This window comes from Mycolicibacter arupensis, from assembly GCF_002086515.1.
Taxonomy (GTDB): domain Bacteria; phylum Actinomycetota; class Actinomycetes; order Mycobacteriales; family Mycobacteriaceae; genus Mycobacterium; species Mycobacterium arupense.
In genome coordinates, this window is sequence record NZ_MVHH01000001.1 from 21,817 (window position 1) to 45,850 (window position 24,034).

22 protein-coding genes, 1 other RNA gene and 1 pseudogene are annotated in these 24,034 nt (G+C 67.4%); 8 read left to right on the forward strand and 16 right to left on the reverse strand.

The window, feature by feature from the left end; all coding sequences use genetic code 11:
- Positions 1-37: 37 nt before the first annotated feature.
- Genes BST15_RS00105 through BST15_RS22990 form a run of 3 tightly spaced genes read right to left on the reverse strand, consistent with a single transcriptional unit; the run spans position 38 to position 3,009 of the window.
- On the reverse strand, positions 38-1,585 hold the full coding sequence (locus BST15_RS00105; protein WP_046189952.1) for a PucR family transcriptional regulator: 1,548 nt from the start codon (positions 1,583-1,585) through the stop codon (positions 38-40).
- Positions 1,467-2,819, reverse strand: coding sequence for an MFS transporter (locus BST15_RS00110; protein WP_165757084.1), 1,353 nt, complete (start codon positions 2,817-2,819; stop codon positions 1,467-1,469). Before BST15_RS00110 ends, BST15_RS00105 begins: the two co-directional genes overlap by 119 nt.
- A gap of 58 nt (positions 2,820-2,877) precedes the next feature.
- Positions 2,878-3,009, reverse strand: a complete 132-nt coding sequence (locus BST15_RS22990; protein WP_264002417.1) for a DUF488 family protein — start codon at positions 3,007-3,009, stop codon at positions 2,878-2,880.
- A gap of 108 nt (positions 3,010-3,117) precedes the next feature.
- On the opposite strand from BST15_RS22990, the gene BST15_RS00115 reads away from it, so the two are divergent.
- Positions 3,118-4,416: a PPE family protein gene (locus BST15_RS00115; protein ID WP_234808410.1), complete on the forward strand. Its 1,299-nt coding sequence runs from the start codon at positions 3,118-3,120 to the stop codon at positions 4,414-4,416.
- Positions 4,417-4,421: 5 nt separating this feature from the next.
- On the opposite strand, the gene BST15_RS00120 is transcribed toward BST15_RS00115, so the two are convergent.
- The 4 genes from BST15_RS00120 to BST15_RS00135 all read right to left on the reverse strand — a co-directional run bounded on the left by BST15_RS00120 (position 4,422) and on the right by BST15_RS00135 (position 8,726).
- Positions 4,422-5,945 (reverse strand): aldehyde dehydrogenase family protein, encoded by a 1,524-nt coding sequence (locus BST15_RS00120; RefSeq protein WP_046190656.1) that lies wholly within the window; start codon positions 5,943-5,945, stop codon positions 4,422-4,424.
- Between the two features lie 111 nt (positions 5,946-6,056).
- Positions 6,057-7,100 carry a 4-hydroxy-2-oxovalerate aldolase gene (dmpG, locus tag BST15_RS00125; RefSeq protein WP_046190657.1) on the reverse strand — a complete coding sequence of 348 codons (1,044 nt, stop codon included), beginning with the start codon at positions 7,098-7,100 and terminating at the stop codon, positions 6,057-6,059.
- Positions 7,097-8,053 (reverse strand): acetaldehyde dehydrogenase (acetylating), encoded by a 957-nt coding sequence (locus BST15_RS00130; RefSeq protein ID WP_165757085.1) that lies wholly within the window; start codon positions 8,051-8,053, stop codon positions 7,097-7,099. Before BST15_RS00130 ends, dmpG begins: the two co-directional genes overlap by 4 nt.
- A 40-nt stretch (positions 8,054-8,093) precedes the next feature.
- The gene (locus tag BST15_RS00135) at positions 8,094-8,726 is read right to left on the reverse strand and encodes a TetR/AcrR family transcriptional regulator (protein WP_046190669.1); all 633 of its coding nucleotides are present in this window, start codon (positions 8,724-8,726) and stop codon (positions 8,094-8,096) included.
- 104 nt (positions 8,727-8,830) lie between these two features.
- Here BST15_RS00135 and BST15_RS00140 point away from each other — a divergent pair, with 104 nt between their 5' ends.
- From BST15_RS00140 to BST15_RS00150, 3 genes are read left to right on the forward strand one after another with little or no spacing between them, the layout of a single operon-like run.
- Positions 8,831-10,402 (forward strand): bifunctional 3-(3-hydroxy-phenyl)propionate/3-hydroxycinnamic acid hydroxylase, encoded by a 1,572-nt coding sequence (locus tag BST15_RS00140; RefSeq protein WP_046190670.1) that lies wholly within the window; start codon positions 8,831-8,833, stop codon positions 10,400-10,402.
- The gene (locus BST15_RS00145) at positions 10,399-11,295 is read left to right on the forward strand and encodes an alpha/beta fold hydrolase (RefSeq protein ID WP_046190659.1); all 897 of its coding nucleotides are present in this window, start codon (positions 10,399-10,401) and stop codon (positions 11,293-11,295) included. Before BST15_RS00140 ends, BST15_RS00145 begins: the two co-directional genes overlap by 4 nt.
- On the forward strand, positions 11,292-12,302 hold the full coding sequence (locus tag BST15_RS00150; RefSeq protein WP_046190660.1) for a VOC family protein: 1,011 nt from the start codon (positions 11,292-11,294) through the stop codon (positions 12,300-12,302). The genes BST15_RS00145 and BST15_RS00150 overlap by 4 nt, the downstream gene beginning before the upstream one ends.
- Positions 12,303-12,336: 34 nt before the next feature.
- On the opposite strand, the gene BST15_RS00155 is transcribed toward BST15_RS00150, so the two are convergent.
- The 8 genes from BST15_RS00155 to prfB form a co-directional block, all read right to left on the reverse strand.
- The gene (locus tag BST15_RS00155; protein ID WP_046190671.1) at positions 12,337-13,122 is read right to left on the reverse strand and encodes an SDR family NAD(P)-dependent oxidoreductase; all 786 of its coding nucleotides are present in this window, start codon (positions 13,120-13,122) and stop codon (positions 12,337-12,339) included.
- Positions 13,123-13,301: 179 nt separating this feature from the next.
- Positions 13,302-13,690, reverse strand: a transfer-messenger RNA (tmRNA) gene (gene ssrA, locus BST15_RS00160).
- A 76-nt stretch (positions 13,691-13,766) separates the two neighbouring features.
- Entirely contained in the window at positions 13,767-14,288 is a 522-nt protein-coding gene (gene smpB / locus BST15_RS00165) for an SsrA-binding protein SmpB (protein WP_420093279.1), read from the reverse strand.
- Positions 14,288-15,181 (reverse strand): permease-like cell division protein FtsX, encoded by an 894-nt coding sequence (ftsX, locus tag BST15_RS00170; RefSeq protein WP_046190661.1) that lies wholly within the window; start codon positions 15,179-15,181, stop codon positions 14,288-14,290. Before ftsX ends, smpB begins: the two co-directional genes overlap by 1 nt.
- A 1-nt stretch (position 15,182) precedes the next feature.
- A complete protein-coding gene (gene ftsE, locus BST15_RS00175; RefSeq protein WP_046190662.1) occupies positions 15,183-15,872 on the reverse strand; it encodes a cell division ATP-binding protein FtsE in 690 nt (229 codons plus the stop codon).
- A gap of 13 nt (positions 15,873-15,885) precedes the next feature.
- Entirely contained in the window at positions 15,886-16,425 is a 540-nt protein-coding gene (locus BST15_RS00180; RefSeq protein ID WP_046190663.1) for an Rv3103c family proline-rich protein, read from the reverse strand.
- A complete protein-coding gene (locus BST15_RS00185) occupies positions 16,422-17,324 on the reverse strand; it encodes a mechanosensitive ion channel family protein (RefSeq protein ID WP_046190664.1) in 903 nt (300 codons plus the stop codon). The genes BST15_RS00180 and BST15_RS00185 overlap by 4 nt, the downstream gene beginning before the upstream one ends.
- Positions 17,325-17,329: 5 nt before the next feature.
- Positions 17,330-18,445: a peptide chain release factor 2 gene (gene prfB, locus BST15_RS00190; RefSeq protein ID WP_046190665.1), complete on the reverse strand. Its 1,116-nt coding sequence runs from the start codon at positions 18,443-18,445 to the stop codon at positions 17,330-17,332.
- 97 nt (positions 18,446-18,542) lie between these two features.
- Here prfB and BST15_RS00195 point away from each other — a divergent pair.
- A pseudogene (locus BST15_RS00195) lies at positions 18,543-19,916 on the forward strand (FAD-dependent oxidoreductase); the annotation flags it as partial.
- Between the two features lie 98 nt (positions 19,917-20,014).
- On the opposite strand, the gene BST15_RS00200 reads toward BST15_RS00195, so the two are convergent.
- Positions 20,015-20,338 carry a hypothetical protein gene (locus tag BST15_RS00200; RefSeq protein ID WP_046190666.1) on the reverse strand — a complete coding sequence of 108 codons (324 nt, stop codon included), beginning with the start codon at positions 20,336-20,338 and terminating at the stop codon, positions 20,015-20,017.
- 23 nt (positions 20,339-20,361) lie between these two features.
- On the opposite strand from BST15_RS00200, the gene hisN reads away from it, so the two are divergent.
- From hisN to BST15_RS00215, 3 genes are all read left to right on the forward strand, one after another.
- Positions 20,362-21,162 carry a histidinol-phosphatase gene (gene hisN / locus BST15_RS00205; RefSeq protein WP_046190667.1) on the forward strand — a complete coding sequence of 267 codons (801 nt, stop codon included), beginning with the start codon at positions 20,362-20,364 and terminating at the stop codon, positions 21,160-21,162.
- A 136-nt stretch (positions 21,163-21,298) separates the two neighbouring features.
- Complete coding sequence (locus BST15_RS00210) at positions 21,299-22,711, forward strand: acyl-CoA dehydrogenase family protein (protein ID WP_046686360.1); 1,413 nt, start codon at positions 21,299-21,301, stop codon at positions 22,709-22,711.
- 49 nt (positions 22,712-22,760) lie between these two features.
- The gene (locus BST15_RS00215; RefSeq protein ID WP_046191514.1) at positions 22,761-23,969 is read left to right on the forward strand and encodes an acyl-CoA dehydrogenase family protein; all 1,209 of its coding nucleotides are present in this window, start codon (positions 22,761-22,763) and stop codon (positions 23,967-23,969) included.
- Positions 23,970-24,034: the final 65 nt, after the last annotated feature.

Below are 24,034 nucleotides of genomic sequence, written 5' to 3' on the forward strand. Positions count from 1 at the left end.
CGGGCATCTGGTTTGCCCGATTCTCACAACGGCACCGTCAGTGTTTGTCGATTTCCGACATGTCTCCGGCGGCCAGTTCGATCATCGCCGCGAATCGGGTTCGCGGCTCCTCCAGGCCCAGCGGCGTGACCTCCGCCATCTTGCGCAGCCGATAGCGAACCGTGTTCTCGTGCACGCCCAGCTGCTCGGCAGCCCGCGCAAGATCGCCCTGCGCGTCCAGCCAGGCCCGCAGCGTGGCCACATACGGCGTGTTGTGGGTGGCATCGTGGCGGCGCAGCTCGCCGACCGGCCCTCGGGTGGGCACCCGGCCGGCTCGGGCGGCGGTGTGCAGCCGGCGCAGGACGATCTCGCCCCAGGACTCGTCGTAGGCGGGCGGAATGCTGTCCGGGCTTGCTTCGTGCAGGGCTAGGCATTCCTCGGCCTCGCGACGCGCCATGGCCAGCTCGGTGGCAGTGGCACTCGCACTGATTCCGGCCAGCACGCTGGCGTGCGGCGACAGCGCGCCCACCAGGCCCCGCACCCACTGCCGTGCGGCGTCGGCGTCCTCGGCCGGCAGCAGGGTGTAGACGGTGTTGGCGGCCAGCGCACTTCGGCCTGGCCGTGACCAGCCGAAGCCAGTGGTGACAGCCTCGAAGGCCAACAACAGCCCGGCGTGCGGCTGCGTGGCGATCCGGGTGTGCACGGCGATCACCCGCAGCGGCGACGGCGGCAGCCCCAACCTGGCAACCAGGGCGACGGCGTCGGAAGCGTCGGTCTGATGATCCAAAAGCCTGGTCACCCAATCCGATTCGACCTGACGCTCCAAGTCCGCACTGGCTCGTGACCGCAATACATGCAATGCCACCGTACGAGCGCCGTCAGCCAGGGCGGTCAGCCGCGTGCCGCTCAACGCGGCGGGGCAGGCCACCCAAACCGCCCCCAACAGTTCCCGGCCGGCACGCACCGCCACCACCATCCGCCCGGTCAACCCGTGCTCCGGATCGGCCGCTACGAACAGCGGCTCGTCGTGAAGATCCAAATGCGCGAGTACGCCGCGCTTGTGAAACAGTTCCCGAAGTGGCTCGGACTCTTGCCGATTCAAGATTGTTGCCGAGCGAGCCGGGTCGGCGTTGCGCTGTCCGCGCGAGTAGGCCAAGACCCGTCCGACCTGATCCTCGATGGTGACGGCACCGGCAACCGCCTCGGCCAGACTGTCCGCCACGGCGAACAGGTCCGTCGGTCCGCGCCCCGAATCGGTCTCGCGACCTTCGAGCACCAGTCCGTAGACCACCGCGGCCAGCTCGCTCCAGGACACCGCCGCGTCCACCACCAGCACGGCCAGCGCCTCACCCTCGCCGACAAACGAGGCCTTGTCGTCGACATCGCGCACCAGAACGGCGACCGCCTTGGCGGCGACCGCCCAGCGCACGGCCTCCTTTACCGAGCGGGCACCGACCGCCAGCAGAACATCGCCGACGACGGCCCGTTCACCGGCAACCTCGTGCATCACGACACTGCTCAGCGGCGTCGTCCTCGGGATCGAGCAGAACCTCAGGCGAACCCCGTAGCTGCCCACCACGTTGACCAGCCGGTCCAGCGTCACCATCAACCGAGCCTAGCCACGTCGTGTCGGCGGTCTCGCCGATCGGGCTGCTCGCGCGGGTCTCCGGCGCCCAGAACCAGGTCAGCGCCGCCACCAGCAACACCACTCCGCTGACGGCGAATCCCCACTCGAAGGACATCCGCTCGGCGATCTGGCCGACCACAAACGAACCGACGATCGACCCGAAATCAGCCATCATCTGATAGGTCGCCACCGCCGTGCCCGCCCTGGCCTGGTTACCGACCAGGTCGGAGATCACGGCCTGCTGCGGCGATCCGTAGATTCCCGATGCCACCCCGGTCAGGTAGGCCACCACCAGGAACACCACCAGCGATGCGCTCACCCCCAGCAGGACCGTCGTGACGCCCGATGCGGCCAAGCCGGCGATCAGCAACCCCTTGCGGCCAATCCGGTCGGAGAGCTGACCGCTGGGCAGCACCGCGCAGACGTTGCCGACCCCCACCACCGCCAGCGTCAGGCCGGCGAAGGCGGCGCCGCGGCCCAGGACTTCGGTGACGAACAACGGGACCAACGCGACCCGCAGGCCGAATACCGACCAGCCGGTGGCGAAGTTCGCCAGCAACGCCGAGCGGTACGCGCGATTGCCCAGCGCAGTCCGCACCGACACCGTGGGCCCCGTCGGCTCTGCCGCTTCCGCCAAATGCGAGTGGCGCAAGCTGACAAAGACGCCGGTGGCCGTGACGATCAGCACCGAACCGTAGAACAAGAAGGGCGCACTGAGGCCGAAACCTGCCGTCAGACTGCCCAATACCGGACCGCCCACCGTGCCCAGCAGGAACGCGGTGGCGAACAGGCCTGCGACTCGGCCGCGCGCGTCTTCGGGGCTGATCCGGATCATCAGGCCCACCGCCGCGATGAAGAACATCGTGGAGCCGACGCCGCCGAGGGCGCGGAAGAACAGCAGTTGCCCGTAGGTCTGCACGAAGGCACAGGCCGTGGTGGACACCGAGACGATCAACAGGCCCGCGACATAGACCCAACGCTCGCCCAGTCGCTGAATGAGCAGGCCGCTGACCGGCGCGAAGAGTAATCGCGTCAAGGCAAACGCGGTGATGAGGAATGTCGTCGCAGAGATGCTCACCCCGAAATGGCGGGCGTAGACCGGCAGAACCGGCGACACCAGCCCGTAGCCGAGCGCGATCAAGAAGTTCGCGACGAGCAGTACCCAGATCTCCCGCGTCAACCGCGGTCGAGCGGCCGGGGAATCGGAGGTCACCCGATGACTTTAGACAGTCTCGCTAATCGCTGAATCGGGAGGCTTGCTCCGCACCCAATCACTGACGCGCGAGCAGGTTGGCCAATACCGCGGCGTGACTGCCGTCCACCTCCCGGCTCGCCGTTACCAACGTGACGGTCTTCTTACCGCGGGCCAGCGCGCGCAGGGCGGCCCTAGTTCCCGCCGCCAAGGACCCAGAAATTAGGTTAGGCAATGCTATCTTGAGGTTATTTATCAGTGCCGCTCGTAGAAATTGGTGTCTGGCGTGAACGGTGGTTGGATTGCATCCCCTCCCGAGGTGCATTCCGCACTGTTGAGGGGCGGTCCCGGTCCCGCCGCCCTGCTGGCCGCCGCGGGCGCCTGGTCGGCTCTGAGCTTCGAATACTCGGCTGCGGCCACCGAACTGATCGCCATGCTGGGCGACGTGCGGTCAGCGGCCTGGCGAGGCCCCAGCGCGGACAGGTACGCCACTGCGCACGCCCCCTACCTACAGTGGCTCACGCGTGCCAGCATCGACAGCGCCCGCACCGGCGCCCAGCACGAGGTCGCTGCGGCCGCCTACAGCATGGCCGTGGCCGCCATGCCCCACCCGGCAGAGCTGGCACACAATCACGCTGTCCACGCGGTGTTGACCACCACAAATTTCTTTGGCATCAACACCATCCCGATCACACTCAACGAGGCCGACTACACCCGCATGTGGGTGCAGGCAGCCACCGTGATGGCTACCTACGAGGCGACCTCCGGTGCTGCCCTTGCGTCGCTACCCGACTCGGACCCGGCGCCGCCGATCCTGGCCGCGGACACCGGGACCGGGGGCGACGACCACGAGCCGACGGATCCGATCGAGGAGGCGAACCGCTGGTTTTGGTTCATCTTCTGGAACCTCGTGTTCTGGTCGACGTTCCTGTTCATCGTGACGATCCCGGTTCGGATACCGATCGTGCTGCCGCTGCTGATCAACGCCATCAACGACTTCATCGCAAGGATGCAGGCGCCGACGGAGCCGGTCATCGCGGAACCGCAGCCCGAACCCGCCCCCGCACCGCACCTGATCCTGGCCCGACCGGCCCACCAGCCGTTCGCCGCCGCCGTGGGTGTCGGGGGCGGTATCACCGGTTCCGCGGGGACCTCCGCTGGCCCGGCCAGTGCCACGACCACCGGTCCAGCCATGCCGGCGAGCGGCGCCGAAGCGTTCGCCTACCTGGTGAGCGGGGGCCACGCCGAAGGCTCCGGGCCCACTCTGACCGGACGCGACCCGTCCAGGGCGCCAGCCCCTGGCGCCTCGGCCGCCGCCGCGGCCCGCTCACCGGCAGCCCGCGCGCCGCTGCGGGCCCGGCGGCGGCGTCGAGCGCAGATGAGGGAGTACGCCGACGCCACCATGACGCTAGGTGCCGTGGACACCGGATCCTCCGACGCGACGACGACACACGCCCAGTCGGAATCCGGCGCGGGAACACTGGGATTCACCGGAACAGCGCAGCGAAGCGATGCAGGCGCTACAGGACTTGCGCGCCTGCACGGCAACACATTCGGCCCCGGACCGGCGGCACCCCTCCTGCCCGAAACGTGGAATCACGACTCTGACAAGCGCTAGGTGTCCTAGCCGCTGCTCGGCCTACGCCCGAAGCGCCGCCTTCCCCGCGCCGCGAACACCCGCATGGCTCCCAGCGCGACCGCCATCCGGCGCTTGGATGAGGGGTACCACAGCAGTTCAGACTTCTGGGTGGGCAGCCGCGGGGACGTAATAGCCTGCTGCCGAGAGTATTTGAGGATTCCCGAGGCGCCGCCGGCCCGGTAACCCACTCCGGACTCCTTCCAGCCACCCATTGGCAGCCCGGGGCAGAAGACGTTGACCAACGCGTCGTTGACGTTCACTGCGCCGACTTCCAACCTGCGTGCCAGCCGCTCGCCGCGTCGCTTGTCGGCCGTCCACACCGTCGCCGACAATCCGTACGGCGAGTCGTTGGCGAGCCGGACGGCCTCGTTCTCGTCGGCGACCTTGATCACCGGCAGCGTCGGCCCAAACGTCTCCTCAGTCATGCACGTCATGGACGAGTCGACATCGGCGATCACCGTCGGGGCGAAGTAGGTCCCCACCCCCGTGGCTGAGCCGCCGGTGACAACTCGGGCTCCGGCAGCCCTGGCCTCATCGACATGCCGCGCGACGATGTCGCGTTGCGCTTCGGTCGCCATCGCCCCGGTGTCGCCGTCGTGGCCCTGCTGAACCTCACCTACGCGTGCCGCCAACTTCGCGACGAACTGGTCGTAGACCGGAGCTTCGACGTAGACGCGCTCCACCGACACACATACTTGGCCCGAGTTGAACAATCCGCCCCAGGCAATACCGTTGGCGGCGCGATCGAGGTCGGCGTCGGCCAACACGATCGCCGGGTCCTTTCCGCCGAGCTCCAGTCCGTAGGGAATCAGGCGTTGCGCGCACGCCACGGCAACTTTGCGTCCGGTGGCAGTAGATCCGGTGAATTGCAGGAAGTCGGCGTGCTCGATCAGCGCCTGGCCGGTCTCGCCGTAGCCGGTGGTCAGGCCCAGCACGGGTGGCGCACCGATCTCAGTCCATCCACGCACGAATTCCACCGCTGACAGCGGAGTCACCTCCGACGGTTTGAGCAAGACGGCGGCGCCGGCTGCCAACGCAGGCGGCACGTCGAGGCCCGGCATCGCGAAGGGGAAGTTCCACGGCGTGATGACCCCGACCAACGGATACGGCCGATAGGCGGTGGTGAATCGCTTCACCCGATACAGCGGGCTGTGCGCCTTGGGATGACGGTCGGCAAGGAACTCTTTGGCATGGCTTGCCCAGTAAGCGATGGCGTCTGCCGTGGCGACGGCCTCGATGCTGGCATCGCCGTGCGATTTTCCGGTTTCTGAGATCAGCACCTCGGTGATGTGGTCGGCGTTGTCCAGGATCCAGTCCTGCCACGCCAAAAGCCACCGCTTACGCCCAAGGGGACCCAGGGCCTCCCATTCCGGTTGAGCCGAAACCAGCTGAGCCGCTTTGGCGGCCACCGTCGCCGGGTCATCGATCGGTACCGTGCCCGACACCGCTCCGGTCGCAGGGTTGCGCACGGTGATCGTCGAATCTGCCCTGGACTGCACTGCGGTCATGATGTGCTCCCGGTCTAGTACCTGGGGGTGGCGGACATCCCGGCACCGATGACCGCCACCGTGGGCTTCATAGGGTGACGGTACGCCCGCGAGTCCCGGGTTGAGCCGAAATCAGTGGGCCGGAATTGCTGGGGCCGACGGCTCCGGCTGCCGCGTTGATAGCAGGTCCAGGGCGATGTCGGCGAGCAGGTCTTCTTGGCCCCCCACCAGCCCGCGGCCACCGGCCTCTTCCAGCAGCGATCGGGCATCGAGGCCGTAGCGGGCCGCCACCACTTCGGCGTGCCGCAGGAAGCTCGAGTACACCCCCGCGTAGCCGAGTGTCAGCGTCTCGCGATCCACCCGAACGGGACGGTCCTGCAGGGGGCGGACCATGTCGTCGGCGGCATCCTCGAGGGCATGCAGGTCGCAGCCGTGGTCCCACCCCATGCGGCTCGCCGCGGCGACGAACACCTCCAGGGGCGCGTTGCCCGCGCCTGCCCCCATTCCGGCCAGCGACGCGTCGACACGGACCGCGCCGCTCTCGACCGCGACGACGGAGTTGGCCACGCCCAGGGACAGATTGTGGTGGGCATGGATGCCGATCTCCGTTGACGGGTCGAGCACCTGCCGCAGCGCTCCGACGCGTGCGGCGACGTCGCGCATGAGCATGGCGCCCCCGGAGTCGACGACGTAGACGCAGCGCGCACCGTAGCTCTCCATGAGCTTGGCCTGCGCTGCCAGCGCTTCCGGCGGCGCCATATGGCTCATCATCAGGAATCCGACCGGGTCCATGCCGAGTTCTGCTGCGGCGCGCAGATGCTCGGCCGAGATATCCGCCTCGGTGCAATGGGTGGCAACCCGCACGGTGGTGGCGCCGGCACGATGGGCGTCTTTGAGGTCACGCACGGTCCCGATTCCCGGCAGCAGCAGGGTCGCGATACGTGCCCGCCTGACAGCGGTGGCGGCGGCCTCGATCCACTCCAGGTCCGTGTGCGCACCGAACCCGTAGTTGCATGTCGAGCCGCCCAGCCCGTCGCCGTGGGCGACTTCGATGGAGTCCACCCCCGCGCGGTCCAGGGCGGTGGCGATCGCAGTGACCTGGTCGGTGGTGTACTGGTGCCTGACCGCGTGCATCCCGTCACGCAGGGTGACATCGCTGACGTAGATCGAGGTCATCGGGCGGCTCCCGCCGCCTGGTCTGCGTGAGTGACGAGCCGCTCGGCGGTGGCTTTGGCGGCCGAGGTCATGATGTCGAGGTTTCCGGCATAGGCAGGCAGGTAGTGCGCGGCGCCGGCCACCTCGAGCAGAACCGTCACGCGGGTGCCGATGAACTTTCCGGTCTCGGGAATGAGTAGGGGGGCGTCGGTGGTGACGGTGTCGAACTGCACCCGCTGTTTGAGCCGGTAACCGGGCACGTATTCCTGCACGTCTTTCACCATGCTCAGGACGGACGTCTCGATGACGCGGTGGTCGACATCACCGTCGACCAGGCAATGCACCGTGGTGCGCATCATGGTCGGGGGGTCGGCCGGGCTGAGGATGAGGATCGCCCGGGCGCGCTGAGCGCCACCGAGGGTCCGCAATGCCGCGCCGGTCGTCTCGGTGAACTCGTCGACGTTGGCGCGGGTCCCTGGTCCGGCGGACTTTGAGGCGATGGCGGCGACGGTCTCTGCATAGGCGACGATGCCGGCCTGACTGATGGCCGCGACGATCGGCACGCTGGCCTGTCCCCCGCACGTCACCATGTTCAGATTCGGTGCATCCAGGTGCTCGGCGAGATTGACCACAGGTACGCAGTACGGCCCGAGCGCCGCTGGGGTGAGGTCGACCACCCGGCGGCCGGTGTCACGCAGTGTGGCCCAGTTGTGCCGATGCGCGGTGGCGGAGCTGGCGTCGAAGACCAGGCCGATGTCGTCGAACTCCGGCATCTTCAGCAGCCCGTCGACGCCTTCGGTGGTGACCGGCACGTCGAGACGACGCGCCCGGGCGAGGCCGTCGGAATCGGGATCGATTCCGGCCAGCGCCCCCACTCTCAAGGGACCGTCGTCGCCAATGATCTTGAGCATCAGGTCGGTTCCGATGTTTCCGGATCCGATGATGGCCACCGGTGTCCGAGGTTGCGTTCCCATGGCTGTCCTTCAGACGAAGTGAAACGTCACCGAGCCGTGGTCATCGCTGGTCGTTGTCGTCGATCATGCGAAGGGCGGTGTCGTAGAGCACCCTGCCGTGCAGGGCGAACAGGGAGATCAGGTCCACGCTGTCGCCACCGATCTCCTTGGCGATGAACAACCCGTCAGCTCCGGCTATGGCATAGGCGGCCAGCTGGTTCACTTGGGCCGCAGTCAGACCCAGGTCCATGTCGGCGATGCTGGCCGTGAGCGCGTCGGTTGCCTGCTGGCGCACCTTGACGAACATCGCCCTGGCGCGCGGTTCTACCGGTCGGCGCTCGAGGGCCAGCATCAGACCCAGCCGCAGGAAGTCCGGGGAATCGGACAGCGCCTTGGCCGTACCGACGGCCACCTCGACGAGCCGGTCGCGGGCGATGACATCGGGCGGTAGCTGCCAGACCTGGAGCCAATTGGCGAAACTGCGTTCGATGACCGCGGCCATCAGGTCGTCTTTGTCCTTGAAGTGCCAGTAGATGGAACTGGCCGGGAGCCCGCACTTGGAACTCACCGCGCCGATGCTGGTGCCCTCATAGCCGCGTTCGGCCGCGATCTCCGTGGCGGCATCGAGGATGCGGGTACGGGACAACTCCCCGTCCGCTCGGCGCTGACGGCGCCGAGGCTGTTCGCCTGCCATGACCATTCCCATCCCTTGACTCCGTAGCGATCACTACATTACCGTATCGATCACTACGGAACAAGCGCTCCGGTCGACGACGACCAGCAGGGATGCGAGAAACCATGGTTGATCAAGCGATGTACGACGTCGCGATAGTCGGGTACGGCCCGGTCGGGGCCACCGCCGCCAACTTCTTGGGCCAGGCCGGCCTGCGGGTCGTGGTGATCGAACGAGATCCCGACGTCTACTTCCGTGCCCGCGCGATCTCCACCGACGAAGAGGTGATGCGCATCTGGCAGCAGGTCGGCCTGGCCGAGCGACTCACCGCCGACATGCAACCCGGCGCCGGCGCTCACTTCGTCGACGCCGCCGGCGCGCCGTTCGTCACACTGCTTCCCGCTGATCGCGGAAATGGCCATCCGCCCCAGCAGTTCATCTACCAACCGGCGGTCGACCACGCGTTGCGAGCCGGGGTGGAGCGATTCTCCAACGTGACCGTGCTGCTTGAGCACGAATGCGGCCAGCTTCGCCAGTTTCCCGATCGCGTCGAGCTGTCGCTGACCGAGCTGCCTACCGGCACCCAGAGCAGAGTCCAAGCCAGGTATGTGATCGCCTGCGACGGCGGTTCCAGTCCCATCAGGGGCCAACTGGGAATCGGTTTCGGCGGCCGCACCTTCGCCGAACGCTGGATCGTCATCGACACCAAGGTGATCAAAGAGTGGCCCGGCCACGACCAACTGCGCTTCCACTGCAACCCGCAACGACCGACGGTCGACTGCCCGACCCCGCTCGGACATCACCGCTGGGAGTTTCCCGTGCGTGACGAGGAGGACGAGAAGTCATTCCTCCGCGAGGAGGCCATCTGGGCGGTGCTGGACGCCCAAGGCATCACCAAAGACGACGTCGAGATCCTTGGATTCGCTTGCTACAGCCATCATGTCCGCTTCGCCGACCAGTGGCGGGCGGGCCGGATCTTCCTCGCCGGCGACGCCGCGCACGCCATGCCGCCATGGATCGGTCAGGGCATGTGCGCCGGGGTCCGCGATGTCGGCAACCTCTGCTGGAAGCTGGCCGAGGTACTCAATGGCTCGCTGCCCGAGTCCGTGCTCGACAGCTATCAGGCCGAACGGCTGCCGCAGGTGAAGGAAGTCACCGGGCGCGCAGTCAAGACCGGCAAGCTGATCGTCGAGCGAAATCCCCTGCGCGCCAAGCTTCGCAACCACATCTTCCGCACACTGAGCAAGGTTCCCTACTTCACCACATGGGTGCGGGATCACCGTTGGCTGCCCGACGCACGCTACCGCTCAGGCCTGTTGGCCAGCAACGGACATTCCGCGGTCGGCTGGTTGATTCCCCAACCCTGGGTGCTCGACGAACACGGGACCCGGACCCGCCTCGATGACGTCCTCGGACCCGACTGGGCGGTGCTGCACACCGGCGAGGTGTCGCCGCAGTCCTGGCGCTCGGCCGGAGTTCCGGTGATCCGCATCAGCCCGGCGGGCTCCGCTCCCGCCAACGGCTCCGTGGTGGATTGCGATGGCGCCCTGCACCGTTGGCTTACGGCCAAAAGGGCATCCGCCGTCGCGGTGCGCCCGGACAAGTTCGTCTATGCCGCGGCCGCATCCGGGCGGCCGTTGCCCGAGCCCCCGGCAGGATTTCGCACCCACCCCCTACCCGCGAAGGATCACGCATGAGCAGCACCATTCCCTCCGAAGGAGGCGCCTTGACTGCGGCCGCCCAGTCCAGCGTCCGGGTGGGCGAGGCGGACATCTTCGTCACCGACACCGGCGGCGACCAACCCGCGGTCGTCATGCTGCACGGTGGTGGTCCGGGCGCCACCGGGATCTCCAACTACTCCCGCAACATTGACGCACTCGCGCAACGCTTCCGGGTGATCGTCCCCGACATGCCCGGCTACGGACGCTCCACCAAACACGTCGATCACGCCGACCCCTTCGGATTCCTCGCCACCGCCCTGGTCGGCCTGCTCGACGCCCTGGATCTGCGAACAGCGCATCTGGTCGGCAATTCCTACGGCGGCGCCGCGGCACTGCGGATGGCGTTGGACCACCCCGGCCGGGTCGGCAAACTCGTCCTGATGGGACCCGGCGGAATCGGGACCACCCGCGGCCTGCCGACCGACGGCCTCAAGTGCCTGCTGTCCTACTACGGAAAAAAGGGGCCCAGCCGCGAGAAGCTCGCGCACTTCATTCGGACCTATCTGGTGTACGACGGAGCGGCCGTGCCTGATGAGTTGATCGATCTGCGCTACCAGGCCTCGCTGGATCCGGAGGTGGTGGCCGACCCGCCCCTGAGGCGGCCCTCGAGCCCACGCACGCTGTGGCGGATGGACCTCACCCGGGACCGCCGGCTCGCCCAACTGCGCACCCCGACGCTGGTCCTCTGGGGCCGCGACGACAAGGTCAACCGCCCCTCGGGCGGTCCCCTGCTGCTGAACCTCATGCCCAACGCCGAGCTGGTCATGACGTCGCGCACCGGGCACTGGATGCAATGGGAACGGGCCGAGTTGTTCAACGATCTGGTGTCGGAGTTTCTCGCGCCCACCTCGACCTGGGCGCACCGATGACCGGCCGAGCCGACGTGTTCGGAAAGGTCCACCTCGGCTATGTCGTGGTCGAGACCGAGAAGTTCAGCGATTGGCGACGTTTCGGGGGCGAGGCGATCGGCATGCACGTCGATGACGCGCTACCGGGCGCCCTGCGATTCCGGCTGGACGACAACGCGTGCCGATTCCTGCTCCAGCGCGGCCCGGCCGAAGACGCCACAGCGCTGGGCTGGCAGGTCGACGACCATGGCGCCTTCGAGATCATCGAGGCACGCGTGCGCGACCACGGCGTGCCGCTGAGCGAGGGCTCTGCCGAGGAGGCCGACCTGCGCGGGGTGGAACGGTTCGTTCGCTTCCCGGGACCCAATGGACTCGATCAGGAGATCTACGTCGTCGGGCAGCCGGCGGCCCAACCGCTGCGCCTCGGGGCGCAAGGCGGGTTTATCACCGGTGCGGACGGGATGGGCCACGTGGCCATCGCCACCAAGAAGCCGCATCAGATGCGCGGCTACTACGGCACCGTCTTTGATGCCCGGTTGTCGGACTACATCGACGAGACCATCAACGGCCTGAAGTTCAAGATCCGCTTTCTGCGGGTCAACGCACGCCATCACAGCGTGGCGATCGCCTCGGTCAATCGCCTTCCGCTCAATCCCATTCGTACCGCCATCCAGCACTGCAATGTGCAGGTCGCCCAGCTCGACGACATGACCGCCGCCTACCAACGGGTCAAGCAGCTGGGCTTCGACATGGCACTGTCGGTGGGCCAGCACACCAACGACAAGGAACTGTCGTTCTACGCCGTCACGCCGTCGGGATTCGAGTTCGAACTCGGCTGGAACCCGATCGTCGTCGACGAGGCCACCTGGGAACCGAGCACCCATCAGGGCATCAGCATCTGGGGCCACACGCCAGAAGGCCAGACCGTCATCGACATCCTGGAACGCTTCAAAACCGGCCTGCAGTCCACCCTGCGCCGCGAGGACACGGTGCCCGCGCTTGCCGGCGCGGGCATTGCCGACAACTGAATCGGGTCCACGGTGCCTACGGCCAGCCCTGGGATCAGCAGGCCAGGTATCCCCCGTCGACGGGCAGCACCGCACCGGTGATGAACGACGCGTCGTCGGAAGCCAGGAACACGATGGCGCTGGCGACTTCGGCCGGCTCTCCGATCCGGCCCATGGGGTGCATGCGTTCGACCGCCGCCAAGTACTCGGCCCCGCCGGGCTCCTGCGGAAACCGTTGGACCCGTTCGGTGCGAATCGTTCCCGGGGCAACGGCATTGACTCTGATCCCCCGGTCGGCCCACTCGACCGCCAGGTGCTTGGTCAGACCGGTCGCCACGAACTTCGCGGGCCCGTAGGCCGCCTGCCGCTTCTGCCCGGCCAGCCCCGAGATCGACGAGAGGCAGACGATCGCGCCACCGCCGGTGGGCAACATCGCCTCGATGGCGAACTTGCAGGTGAGAAACATGCCACGCCCATCAATGGCCATCACGTTGTCCCAGTCGGCGGCGGTCACTTCTCGCGCATCGCCGAGCGGGATGACGCCGGCGTTGGCGACCAGCACGTCGAGCCGTCCGAATCGGTCGACCGCCGCCGCGATCATTCGCTCCGCGTCGCTCTGAATCGAGACGTCACCGACGACCGTCTCAACCTCCGCCCCGCCGCGCCGCAGTTCGTCGGCGAGCTCCAACAGCGGCTCGCCGTGAATGTCCGTCAGGACCAGGCGGGCACCCTCGCGCGCAAAGAGCACCGCGGTGGCCCGACCGATACCCGAGGCCGCGCCGGTGATCACCGCCGACTTTCCCAGGAGGCGGCCACGTCCCTGCGTTGAGCCGTCCGTCATCTGCGCATCATCTCGGCCAAAGGTCTCCTGCTTCCTCGCGATCGAGGCCTCGCCCACCGGGCGGGACGCGAACAGGATAAGTCCGCGCGGATGACTTCCCGGTGCAATGGCACCCAGGTTGACGTCGTACCGAAACGGAGGCGGGCCAGGACTTTCGTCCTGGCCCGTCCCTGTTTTAGTGGTGGAGCTGCCGGGAATCGAACCCGGGTCCTACGGCATTCCCTCAAGACTTCTCCGTGCGCAGTTCGCTATGCCTCTACTTGGATCTCCCGGTCACGCGAACAAGCCGAGATGACGATCCCAGTCGCTGTTGGTGTCCCGATACATCCCGCGACCGGACGTATCGGTGGATCCCTCTAGTCGATGCCAGGGTCCGGGCCGAGGGAGCTCCCGGTCTGACAGGCCCGCCTCGCTTAGGCAGCGAGGGCGAAGTCGCTCTGAAGAGCGACCTTAGCCGGCGTAAGTGCCTTGGCGCTTACTTGTTTACAGCGACGCTTAACGGTGGTCTCCTGCCTGCACCGGCACGCTTCCCTTGATTCGACACACGCAGTCGAAACCTTTCAGCCCCCTGTCCTGGGTGTTTGCCCACCGGCTTTCGGCGGACACTTCATGGTACGCGGTTGCAACGACAAATCGGCGCCGGTTCATTCCCGCACCGGCGGGCACATGCCTTTGGCGCGGCGCCCCAGCGCCCGGGTGACTTCGCGTTGCGCATCACGCTTGGCAAGGTCTTGGCGCTTGTCATGGGCCTGCTTACCGCGTGCCAGCGCCAGTTCCACCTTGACCTTGCCCTCGAAGAAGTACACCGACAGCGGGACCAGGGTCAGGTTGCCGTCGCGGATCTTGCCGATCAGCATGTCGATCTGGCGCCGGTGCAACAGCAGCTTGCGGGTGCGCCGCGGCTCGTGGTTGGTCCAGGTGCCGTGGTGGTACTCGGGTATGTGCATGTTGCGCAGCCACACCTCGCCGTCATCGACGGTGGCGAACGCGTCCACCAGCGAGGCTTGACCGGCGCGCAGGCTCTTGACCTCGGTGCCCACCAACACCACCCCGGCCTCGTAGACGTCGAGAATCGTGTAGTTGTGCCGCGCCTTGCGATTCGACGCGACGATTTGCTTATCGGGCTTCTTGCCCTTGCCCTTGTCCGAGGCCTTCTTAGCCATCACTACCGCCGGACATAGAGCCGCAGCGTCACGTAGGAGGTGGCGGCGGCCATCGCCGCGCCCAGCAGCAGCAGGATCGGCGAGATGTAGAGGATGTCGGCGTAGTCGATCCGTGCGATCAGATGCGCTTGATAGAACTGGCTCAGCGCGTTGTCGAGGAACAGCGCGCGTACGACCATCAACCCGATGATCGCGATGATCACACCCACCGTCGCGGCCAGCACCGCCTCCACCAGGAACGGCAGCTGCGTGTACCAGCGGCTGGCACCCACCAGGCGCATGATGGAGACCTCGGTGCGCCGGGTGTAGGCGGCCACTTGCACCATGTTGGCGATCAGCAGCACGGCCCCGATCGCCTGCACCAGCGCGACCGCGAACGCGGCACTGCTGAGCCCGTCGAGCACGGCGAACAGTCGGTCGATCAGCTTCTTCTGGTTGAGCACGCTGAGCACGCCCGGCTGCCCCTGCATCGCGGCGTCGAAGTCCTTGCTCTGCTCCGGGTTCTCCAGCTTGACGATGAACGATGCCGGAAAGGAATCCTTGCTCGCCACGTCCTTGAACTCGGGGAATTTCCGGATGGCGTCGGCGTAGGCGTCGTCGGAGTTCAGATAGCGCACCGACTTCACGTCGTTGCGGGTCTCGATCTGCTCGCGCAGTGCCTTGCAGGCCGGCTGTTCACAGTTCGGGTCGCCTGCGGCGATCTCGGGGTCCAAGAACACCTGCGACTCCACCCGGTCCAGGTAGATGTTGCGGGACTGGTCGGCCAGACGCACCACCAGCAGACCGCCACCGAACAGTCCGACCGAGATGGCCGTGGTGAGGATCATCGCCACCGTCATGGTGACGTTGCGGCGCAGCCCGGTCAGGACCTCGTTGAATAGGAAACCAAAGCGCACGTCAGCGGTCCATTCCGTAGACACCGCGCTGCTCGTCGCGCACCAGACGCCCCAGCGACAGCTCGACGACGCGCTGGCGCATCGAGTCGACGATGTGGTGGTCGTGGGTCGCCATGAGCACCGTGGTTCCGGTGCGGTTGATCCGCTCCAGCAGGTCCATGATGTCCTCACTCGTTTCCGGGTCGAGGTTTCCGGTGGGCTCGTCGGCGATCAGCACCAGCGGCCGGTTGACGAAGGCCCGGGCGATCGCGACGCGCTGCTGCTCACCACCGGACAGCTCGCCGGGCAGCCGGTTCGCCTTGCCCGACAGTCCGACCATCTCCAGAACCTCGGGGACGACCCGGTTGATCATCTCCGGCTTCTTGCCGATCACCTCCAGCGCGAAGGCCACGTTCTCAAAGACCGTCTTCTGCTGCAGCAGCCGAAAGTCCTGGAACACGCACCCGAGCACTTGGCGCAGGCTGGGGATGTGCCGGCCGGCCAACTTGTTGACGTGAAACTTCGACACCTGGATGTCACCCGAGGTGGGCGTCTCCTCGGCCAGCAGCAACCGCATGAACGTCGACTTGCCCGAGCCGGACGGGCCGATCAGGAAGACGAACTCGCCTTTGTCGATCTTGACGCTGACATTGTCGAGCGCCGGACGGGCCGACGATTTGTACTGCTTGGTGACATGGTCGAGCGTGATCATCACGGCACGCAGTTTAGCCGGATGGGGCGCCGGCGCCGGGCGGAGCCGACGGCGTCGGCGCGCCGGGCGGGGCCGCCGGTGCGGGCTGCGTCGGCACGGGCGGCACCTCGGCGGCCGGGGGCACCTGTCCCGGCTGCTCGGGAGGGACCGGACTGGGCGGGGGGCACAGCGGCGGGCAGAACGGGAATCCCGGCACCGGCGACGGCGGCGGCGGCTCGACGGCCGGCGGCTCCTCGGGTGGAGGCGCCTCGACCGTGGTGGGTGTGGGCGTGATGGTCTCGGTGATGGTCACCGGTGGTTGCTGCAGCCTGGTGCGCGGCACCCAGGTGTAGGCCGGGTCGGGGATGAAACCCGGCGGAACCACTTGCGGGGCGGGCGGCGGCTTCGCTTCCTCCCGGTAGGTGCCATAAACCCACCACACCGCGCCGAAGGCGATGATCAGCACCACGGTGGAGGTGCGGACCCGGCCGCCGAACAAGTGTGACGGCCATTTCCATCGAGACTGGCCGGCTCGGGCCGCCGAATCGTCGGGCTTTTCCACGCGCAGTTTCATGGCGTCTGCACCGGCTTCACCTCACCGGCGGCGGCGACACCGACCGAGGCCAGCGCCTGCACCACCTGGATCCGCAGCCGTCGTCCCACTTCGAACTGTTTGCCGGGCAGGGTGCGCGCCACCATCCGCAGGTTGACCACGCCCACCTCCAGGCTCTCCACGCCCATCATCGAGGGCTGGTCCAGCAACAGATCCCGCAGCGGAGCATCGGCCTCGCGGGCGTGCTCACACACCTGGTGCAGCACTTCGTTGACCCGAGTCAGGTCGGCGCTGGTAGGCACGGGAATGTCGACCACGGCACGCGCCCAGTCCTTGGACAGGTTCAGCGAGCGGACGATGTTGCCGTTGGGGACGGTGAACACCTCGCCGTTGGGAGTCCGTAGCTTGGTCACCCGCAGCGTCACCTCCTCGACGGTGCCCAGCGCCTCCGTCGGCGCCCCGGTCATCGACAGCTGCACCAGATCACCGAAGCCGTATTGCTTTTCGGTGATGATGAAGAAGCCACTCAGGAGGTCTTGCACCAGCTTCTGCGCTCCGAAGCCGATCGCACCACCGATTACGGCGGCCGGCCCCACCAACGATCCGATCGGAATGTCGAGGATGGTGGTGATCTGCACGCCGACCACCACGCACAGCAGCACCACCGACACCCAGGAGATCACCGAGGCGACGGCCTGGCGGTGCTTGGAGGCTTCCGAGCGCACCAGCGCGTCACTGGTGGCAAAACCGTGTTCGAGCCGGCGGGTCACCCGCTGCGCCGTCCAGGTGATGAAGCGCGATGCCAGCACCGCCCCGATCAGCAGCAGGACGATCCGCAGCCCCTTGGTGATGACCCATTCACCGATCTCCCCGCGCCACAACTCGCTCCAGCGCTGCCCCGGAGAAAAGGCCAAGGTCATGCGGGTCAGTCCTCTTCCGGCCTGTTGCGCCAGCGGATGCCGGCCTCCAGGAAGCCGTCGATGTCGCCGTCGAGCACCGCGGCCGGATTGCCGACCTCGTACTCGGTGCGCAGGTCCTTGACCATCTGATAGGGGTGCAGCACGTAGGAGCGCATCTGGTTGCCCCACGAGCTGCCGCCGTCGCCCTTGAGGGCGTCCATCTCGGCCCGCTCCTCGGAGCGTTTGCGTTCCATCAGCTTGGCCTGCAGCACCCGCATCGCCGAAACCTTGTTCTGCAACTGCGACTTCTCGTTCTGACAGGTCACCACGATCCCGGTGGGGATGTGGGTCAGCCGCACCGCGGAGTCGGTGGTGTTCACCGACTGTCCGCCGGGCCCGCTGGAGCGGTAGACATCCACCCGCACGTCGCCCTCGGGGATGTCGATGTGGTCGGTGGTCTCCACCACCGGCAGCACCTCGACCTCGGCGAACGACGTCTGCCGGCGCCCCTGGTTGTCGAACGGACTGATCCGCACCAGCCGGTGGGTGCCCTGTTCCACCGACAGGGTGCCGTAGGCGAAGGGCGCGTGCACCGCAAACGTCGCGCTTTTGATCCCGGCCTCTTCGGCGTAGGAGGTGTCGAACACCTCGACGCCGTACTTGTGCTGCTCGGCCCACCGGATGTACATCCGCATCAGCATCTCGGCCCAGTCGGCGGCGTCCACGCCGCCGGCACCCGAGCGGATCGTGACGAGCGCTTCGCGTTCGTCGTATTCCCCGGACAGCAGTGTGCGGACTTCCAAGGCGTCGATGTCTTCGCGCAGCTTGGCCAGTTCGGCGTCGGCTTCGGCCAGTGCGTCGGCGGCGGCCGCACCTTCTTCCTCAGCGGCCATCTCATAGAGCACTGGGAGATCGTCGACGCGTTGGCGCAGTTCCTCCGCCCGGCGCAGCTCGGCCTGGGCGTGTGACAACTCGCTGGTCACCTTCTGGGCGCGCGCCTGGTCATCCCACAGATTCGGGTCGGACGCGTCGCGCTCGAGGTCGGTGATACGGCTGCGCAGTCCGTCGACGTCCAGCACCCGCTCGACCGTGGTCAAAGTGGTGTCGAGGGCGGCGATGTCGGGTGCGCGGTCAGGTTCCACGTTTATCGAGGTTACCGGCGGCCCTTGGGGTGCGACCTCTAGCATCGGGGTTAGGCGGGTGCATGAACGACTTCCGACTCCGAAAGTAGGTTCAAGGATGCGGCCCTATCACGTCGCGATCGTCGGCTCCGGCCCATCGGGCTATTTCGCCGCGGCATCCCTGCTCAAGCTGGCCGCAGGCGGTGAGGTCGACGTGCGCATCGACATGCTGGAGATGCTGCCGACGCCGTGGGGCCTGGTGCGCTCAGGAGTGGCGCCCGATCACCCGAAGATCAAGTCCATCAGTGCCCAGTTCGAGAAGACCGCGGCCGATCCGCGGTTCCGGTTCTACGGCAATGTGACCGTCGGTGAGCATGTGACGCCCGCGGAGTTGGCCGCGCGCTACGACGCGGTGATCTACGCGATCGGCGCGCAGTCGAATCGGCAGTTGGGCATCCCCGGGGAAGACTTGCCCGGCAGCGTCGCCGCGGTGGACTTCGTCGGCTGGTACAACGCGCATCCGCATTTCGCCGATCACGCCCCCGACTTGAGCTGCAGTCGCGCCATCGTCGTCGGCAATGGCAACGTGGCCCTGGATGTGGCCCGCATTCTGGTCAGTCAGCCCGACGAGCTGCGCCGCACCGACATCGCCGATCACGCCCTGGATGCGTTGGGGCCGCGCGGCATCGAAGAGGTGGTGATCATCGGACGACGCGGACCGCTGCAGGCCACGTTCACCAGCCCCGAATTGCGTGAGCTGGGCGATCTCAAGGGCCTCGACGATGTGGACGTCGTGATCGACGCCGCAGAGTTCGCCGGTATCACCGACGAGGACATCGAAGCGGCCGCCAAGCATCCCAAGCAGAACGTCAAGGTGTTGCGCACCTACGTGGGACGCCCGCTGCGCCCGGGCCACCGCCGGATCGTGTTCCGCTTCGCCACCTCGCCGATCGAGATTCGCGGCGAGGGCCGGGTCGAGGAGATCGTGCTGGGCCGCAACGAGCTGGTCACCGACGACCAGGGCTGGGTCAGCGCGCGCGACACCGGCGAGCGCGAGGTGTTGGCCACCCAGCTGGTGGTGCGCTCCGTCGGCTACCGCGGGGTACCGATCGCGGGATTGCCGTTCGACGAGCGCAGCGGCACCATCCCGCATACCGCCGGACGCGTCGAGGGCTCCGACAACGAGTACGTGGTCGGCTGGATCAAGCGAGGGCCTTCGGGGGTCATCGGTTCCAACAAGAGCGACTCGCAGGCCACCGTCGACACCCTCGCCGCCGACCTGGCCGCGCGGGTGGCCGAAACGGGATTGCCCGAACGCGACGCCGACCACGAGGTACAGCTGCACCGCTGGCTACTGTCGCGCCAACCGCATCTGGTCACCGCCGAGCACTGGCAGCTGATCGACGCTCACGAGCGTTCCATCGGTGAGCCGCACGGCCGGCCGCGGGTCAAGCTGGCCAGCGTCGAGGAGATGCTGCAGGTCGGCCATGGGCCCAGTGCGCAGGAATCCTGCGCCGAGTGCGATGCGGTGGAGCTGACGTCGCGCGCGGTTCCACTGCCGGAGTCGCAGCCGCAGTAATCGCCGGGCAGTCACTGCCCCGGTGGCGCGAGCGGGCTCCAGTTGTCGGGGTTGCGCGGCGAATAACGCACCGGCAGCAGCTCTCCCACGCTGGGCCAGGTGCTGACATCGACGACGTAACGCCGGTAAACGTCGTGTTCGGCGACCGACGGACCGTGCAGGACACCACTGATCGTGACGTACTGGTCGCCCGTGGCATCGGGCCGCGGACTGACTCCGGTGATCAGCACGGTGCCCTCCAGAACTTCCCCGCGTGGCCCCGACCGCAGGAATCGCGGCGCCAGAAAGACACCCATCACAGCCAGCAGCAACAGCAGCGCCCCGAACTCCCACATGCGGCCATGGTAGGACTTTCGCCATGGCGCAGATCAACGACAATCTCGATGACGACCTCACCCTCGCCCTGGCCTTGGCCGATCGGGCGGACGAAATCAGCCTCGCGCGGTTCGGTGCACTGGACCTGCGGGTCGACACCAAGCCCGACCTGACCCCGGTGACCGATGCCGACCAGGCCGTGGAAACCGCGCTGCGTGAGGTGCTGGCCGCCGAGCGCGCACAGGACCAGATTCTGGGTGAGGAGTTCGGTGGCACCGCCGCCTTCAGCGGGCGCCAGTGGATCATCGACCCCATCGACGGCACCAAGAACTTCGTGCGCGGGGTGCCGGTGTGGGCCACCCTGATCTCTTTGCTGCAGGACGGCGTGCCGATCCTCGGGGTGATCAGCGCCCCGGCGCTGCACCGGCGCTGGTGGGCCACCAGCGGCCAGGGTGCATTCGGGTCTGTCGCCGGGGCGCCCGCGCGACAACTGTCGGTGTCGGCCGTGGCGGACCTGGACTCGTCGAGCCTGACGTTCGCCGGGCTGAACTACTGGGAGGCGCGTGGCCTGCGCGAGCAGTTCCTGAGTCTGACGGCGTCGGTGTGGCGGACCCGCTCCTACGGCGATTTCTGGGCCTACTGCCTGGTCGCCGAGGGTGCGGTGGACGCGGCGATCGAACCGGCGGTGTCGGTCTGGGACCTGGCCGCCGTCGACATCCTGGTGCGCGAGGCCGGTGGGGTGTTCACCGACCTGTCCGGCAATCCGGGCCCGCATGGCAACTGCGCCGTCGCCGCCAACCCCGCCCTGCACAAGCAGGTGATGGCGGCACTCACCACGGACTGAGCCTGCGATCAGCGGGGGCGATGCCGGACTGCCCCTGACGTCTGCGTCTGAGGACTACGTCACACCTTACTTACGAGTCATCTTACTTCGGAGTAAGGTGACCTCATCGATACCTTCCCTCGAGTGAGGCTCTGACATGACTGATATCGCCCCCGCCACCAACGGCTCAAAGGTCCGGCTGAACAGCCGCGCCAGCGGCGTCGGGTCGGTTCCGCGCAAGCGCAGCCCGATGGCGACCGCCCTGTCGCTGGTCACGCCGCTGGTCAGCCAGGATTTTCTGGACCGCTACCGCCTCCGGGAGCCACTGAACCGAGGGCTTCACTACGGCGTGAAGACGGTGTTCTCCGTCGCCGGAGCCTCCACCCGCCAGTTCAAGAAGGTCCAGGGCCTGGGCAAGGCGCCGGCCCGACTCGCCGCCCCCGCCGGCGCCAACGGCGCGAAGGGCAGCGATTACTTCGACCTGACCCCCGATGACGATCAGCAGATGATCATCGACACCGTCGAGGAGTTCGCCGCCGAGTTGCTGCGCCCGGCGGCCCACGACGCCGACGAGGCCCTCGACTACCCGCGCGAGCTGCTCGGCAAGGCCACCGAACTGGGCATCACGGCAATCAACATCCCCGAGGAGTTCGACGGCATCGCCGCACACCGCTCGGCGGTCACCAACGTGCTGGTCGCCGAGGCGCTGGCATATGGCGACATGGGCCTGGCACTGCCGATCCTGGCCCCCGGCGGGGTGGCCTCGGCGCTGACCCACTGGGGCAGCGCCGACCAGCAGGCCACCTACCTGCCGGAGTTCGCCGGGGAGAACGTCCCGCAGGCCTGCGTCGCGATCGTCGAACCGCATCCGCTGTTCGACCCGACCAACCTCAAGACCACCGCGGTGCGCACCCCCAGCGGCTACCGGCTCGACGGCGTGAAGTCCTTGGTTCCGGCCGCCGCCGACGCGGAGCTGTTCATCGTCGCCGCCCAACTCAACGGCAAGCCGGCGCTGTTCATCGTGGAGTCCTCAGCCCCCGGCCTGACCGTCAAGGCCGACCCCAGCATGGGCCTTCGCGCCGCCGCCCTGGGCCAGATCGAGCTGAACAAGGTGTCGGTACCCCTGACCGCCCGCCTGGGCGAAGATGCCGCAGCCGATGCCGACTACTCACAGGCGATCGCGCTGTCGCGACTGGGCTGGGCCGCGGTGGCCGTCGGCACCAGCCACGCCGTGCTCGACCACGTGATGCCCTACATCAAGGAGCGCGAGGCCTTCGGGGAACCGATCGCCAACCGCCAATCCGTGGCGTTCATGTGCGCCAATATCGCCATCGAGCTCGACGGACTGCGGCTGCTGACCTGGCGCGGCGCCTCCCGGTGCGAGCAGGGCCTGCCGTTCATCCGGGAGGCCGCACTGGCCAAGCGGATCGCCACCGACAAGGGCATGCAGATCGGCTTGGACGGAGTACAGCTGCTCGGCGGCCACGGCTACACCAAGGAGCACCCGGTCGAGCGCTGGTACCGGGATCTGCGCGCGCTCGGCATCGCCGAGGGCGTCCTGGTCATCTGAGCCATCCCGAGCCACCCGGCCTATCCGCAGCGACAACGAAAGTCTGACCATGGCAATCAATCTGGAACTGCCCCGCAAACTGCACGAAGTCATCGAGATGTCCCACGCCGGCGCGGCGGAGATACTGCGCCCGATCTCGCGCAAATACGACGCGCGCGAGCACGCCTATCCGGTCGAACTGGACACCCTCGAGACCCTGTTCGACGGGGTCTCGGGAACCGGCGACAACGCAATGGCCGGCGCCGAGGCTTTCCGCGCCTCCGGAGAGCAGACCGGCAACCGCAACGCGTCCAACATGGCCGCGATGCTGCAGGTACTGGAGATGAGTTGGGGCGACGTCGCTTTGATGTTGTCGGTGCCCTATCAGGGACTCGGCAATGCGGCCATCTCCGGTGTCGCCACCGACGAGCAGCTCGCGCGCCTGGGCAAGGTGTGGGCCGCCATGGCGATCACCGAGCCCAGCTTCGGCTCCGACTCCGCGGCGGTCAGCACGACGGCCACCCTCGATGGCGACGAGTACGTGATCAACGGCGAGAAGATCTTCGTCACCGCCGGATCGCGCTGCACCCACATCGTGGTGTGGGCGACCCTGGACAAGGCATTGGGGCGGGCGGCCATCAAGTCGTTCATCGTGCCGCGCGAGCACCCCGGCGTGACGGTCGAACGCCTGGAGCACAAGCTGGGCATCAAGGCCTCCGACACCGCGGTGATCCGCTTCGACAACGCCCGCATTCCCAAGGACAACCTGCTGGGCAGCCCGGACATCAACACCGAGAAGAGCTTCTCGGGGGTCATGGAGACCTTCGACAACACCCGGCCGATCGTGGCCGCGATGGCGGTCGGGGTCGCGCGCGCTGCGCTGGAAGAGCTGCGCAAGTTGCTCACCGCGGCGGGCATCGAGGTCAGCTACGACAAGCCTGCGCACGCCCAGAGCGCCCCGGCTGCGGAGTTCCTGCGCATGGAGGCCGACTGGGAATCGGCCAACCTGCTGACGCTGCGCTCGGCATGGCAGGCCGACAACCGCATCCCCAACTCCAAAGAGGCGTCGATGGGCAAGGCCAAGGCCGGCCGGGTCGCCACCGACATCACCCTCAAGGCCGTCGAGATGGCCGGCACGCTGGGCTACTCCGAGCAGACCCTGTTGGAGAAGTGGAGCCGTGACTCGAAGATCCTCGACATCTTCGAGGGCACCCAGCAGATTCAGCTGCTGGTGGTGGCCCGCCGGCTGCTGGGCCTGACGTCGGCCGAGCTCAAGTAGCCCAGCTCTCCTCTAGCGCTGAGCAGACGCAGAATCGCACCCGCGGGGCCCCGCGGGTGCGATTC

What these genes read in the sequence shown, in the direction of transcription:
- dmpG (WP_046190657.1), bottom strand. Translation starts at nt 7,100, where the DNA reads ATGACCTCGATCTACGTCAGCGATGTCACCCTGCGTGACGGGATGCAC.
- BST15_RS00185 (WP_046190664.1), bottom strand. Translation starts at nt 17,324, where the DNA reads ATGACCTTGGCCTTTTCTCCGGGGCAGCGCTGGAGCGAGTTGTGGCGC.
- BST15_RS00145 (WP_046190659.1), top strand. Translation starts at nt 10,399, where the DNA reads ATGAGCAGCACCATTCCCTCCGAAGGAGGCGCCTTGACTGCGGCCGCC.
- BST15_RS00200 (WP_046190666.1), bottom strand. Translation starts at nt 20,338, where the DNA reads ATGTGGGAGTTCGGGGCGCTGCTGTTGCTGCTGGCTGTGATGGGTGTC.
- BST15_RS00140 (WP_046190670.1), top strand. Translation starts at nt 8,831, where the DNA reads ATGGTTGATCAAGCGATGTACGACGTCGCGATAGTCGGGTACGGCCCG.
- BST15_RS00135 (WP_046190669.1), bottom strand. Translation starts at nt 8,726, where the DNA reads ATGGCAGGCGAACAGCCTCGGCGCCGTCAGCGCCGAGCGGACGGGGAG.
- BST15_RS00120 (WP_046190656.1), bottom strand. Translation starts at nt 5,945, where the DNA reads ATGACCGCAGTGCAGTCCAGGGCAGATTCGACGATCACCGTGCGCAAC.
- BST15_RS00210 (WP_046686360.1), top strand. Translation starts at nt 21,299, where the DNA reads ATGACTGATATCGCCCCCGCCACCAACGGCTCAAAGGTCCGGCTGAAC.
- BST15_RS00105 (WP_046189952.1), bottom strand. Translation starts at nt 1,585, where the DNA reads ATGGTGACGCTGGACCGGCTGGTCAACGTGGTGGGCAGCTACGGGGTT.
- BST15_RS00180 (WP_046190663.1), bottom strand. Translation starts at nt 16,425, where the DNA reads ATGAAACTGCGCGTGGAAAAGCCCGACGATTCGGCGGCCCGAGCCGGC.
- BST15_RS00215 (WP_046191514.1), top strand. Translation starts at nt 22,761, where the DNA reads ATGGCAATCAATCTGGAACTGCCCCGCAAACTGCACGAAGTCATCGAG.
- BST15_RS00155 (WP_046190671.1), bottom strand. Translation starts at nt 13,122, where the DNA reads ATGACGGACGGCTCAACGCAGGGACGTGGCCGCCTCCTGGGAAAGTCG.
- ftsE (WP_046190662.1), bottom strand. Translation starts at nt 15,872, where the DNA reads ATGATCACGCTCGACCATGTCACCAAGCAGTACAAATCGTCGGCCCGT.
- hisN (WP_046190667.1), top strand. Translation starts at nt 20,362, where the DNA reads ATGGCGCAGATCAACGACAATCTCGATGACGACCTCACCCTCGCCCTG.
- BST15_RS00150 (WP_046190660.1), top strand. Translation starts at nt 11,292, where the DNA reads ATGACCGGCCGAGCCGACGTGTTCGGAAAGGTCCACCTCGGCTATGTC.
- BST15_RS00130 (WP_165757085.1), bottom strand. Translation starts at nt 8,053, where the DNA reads ATGGGAACGCAACCTCGGACACCGGTGGCCATCATCGGATCCGGAAAC.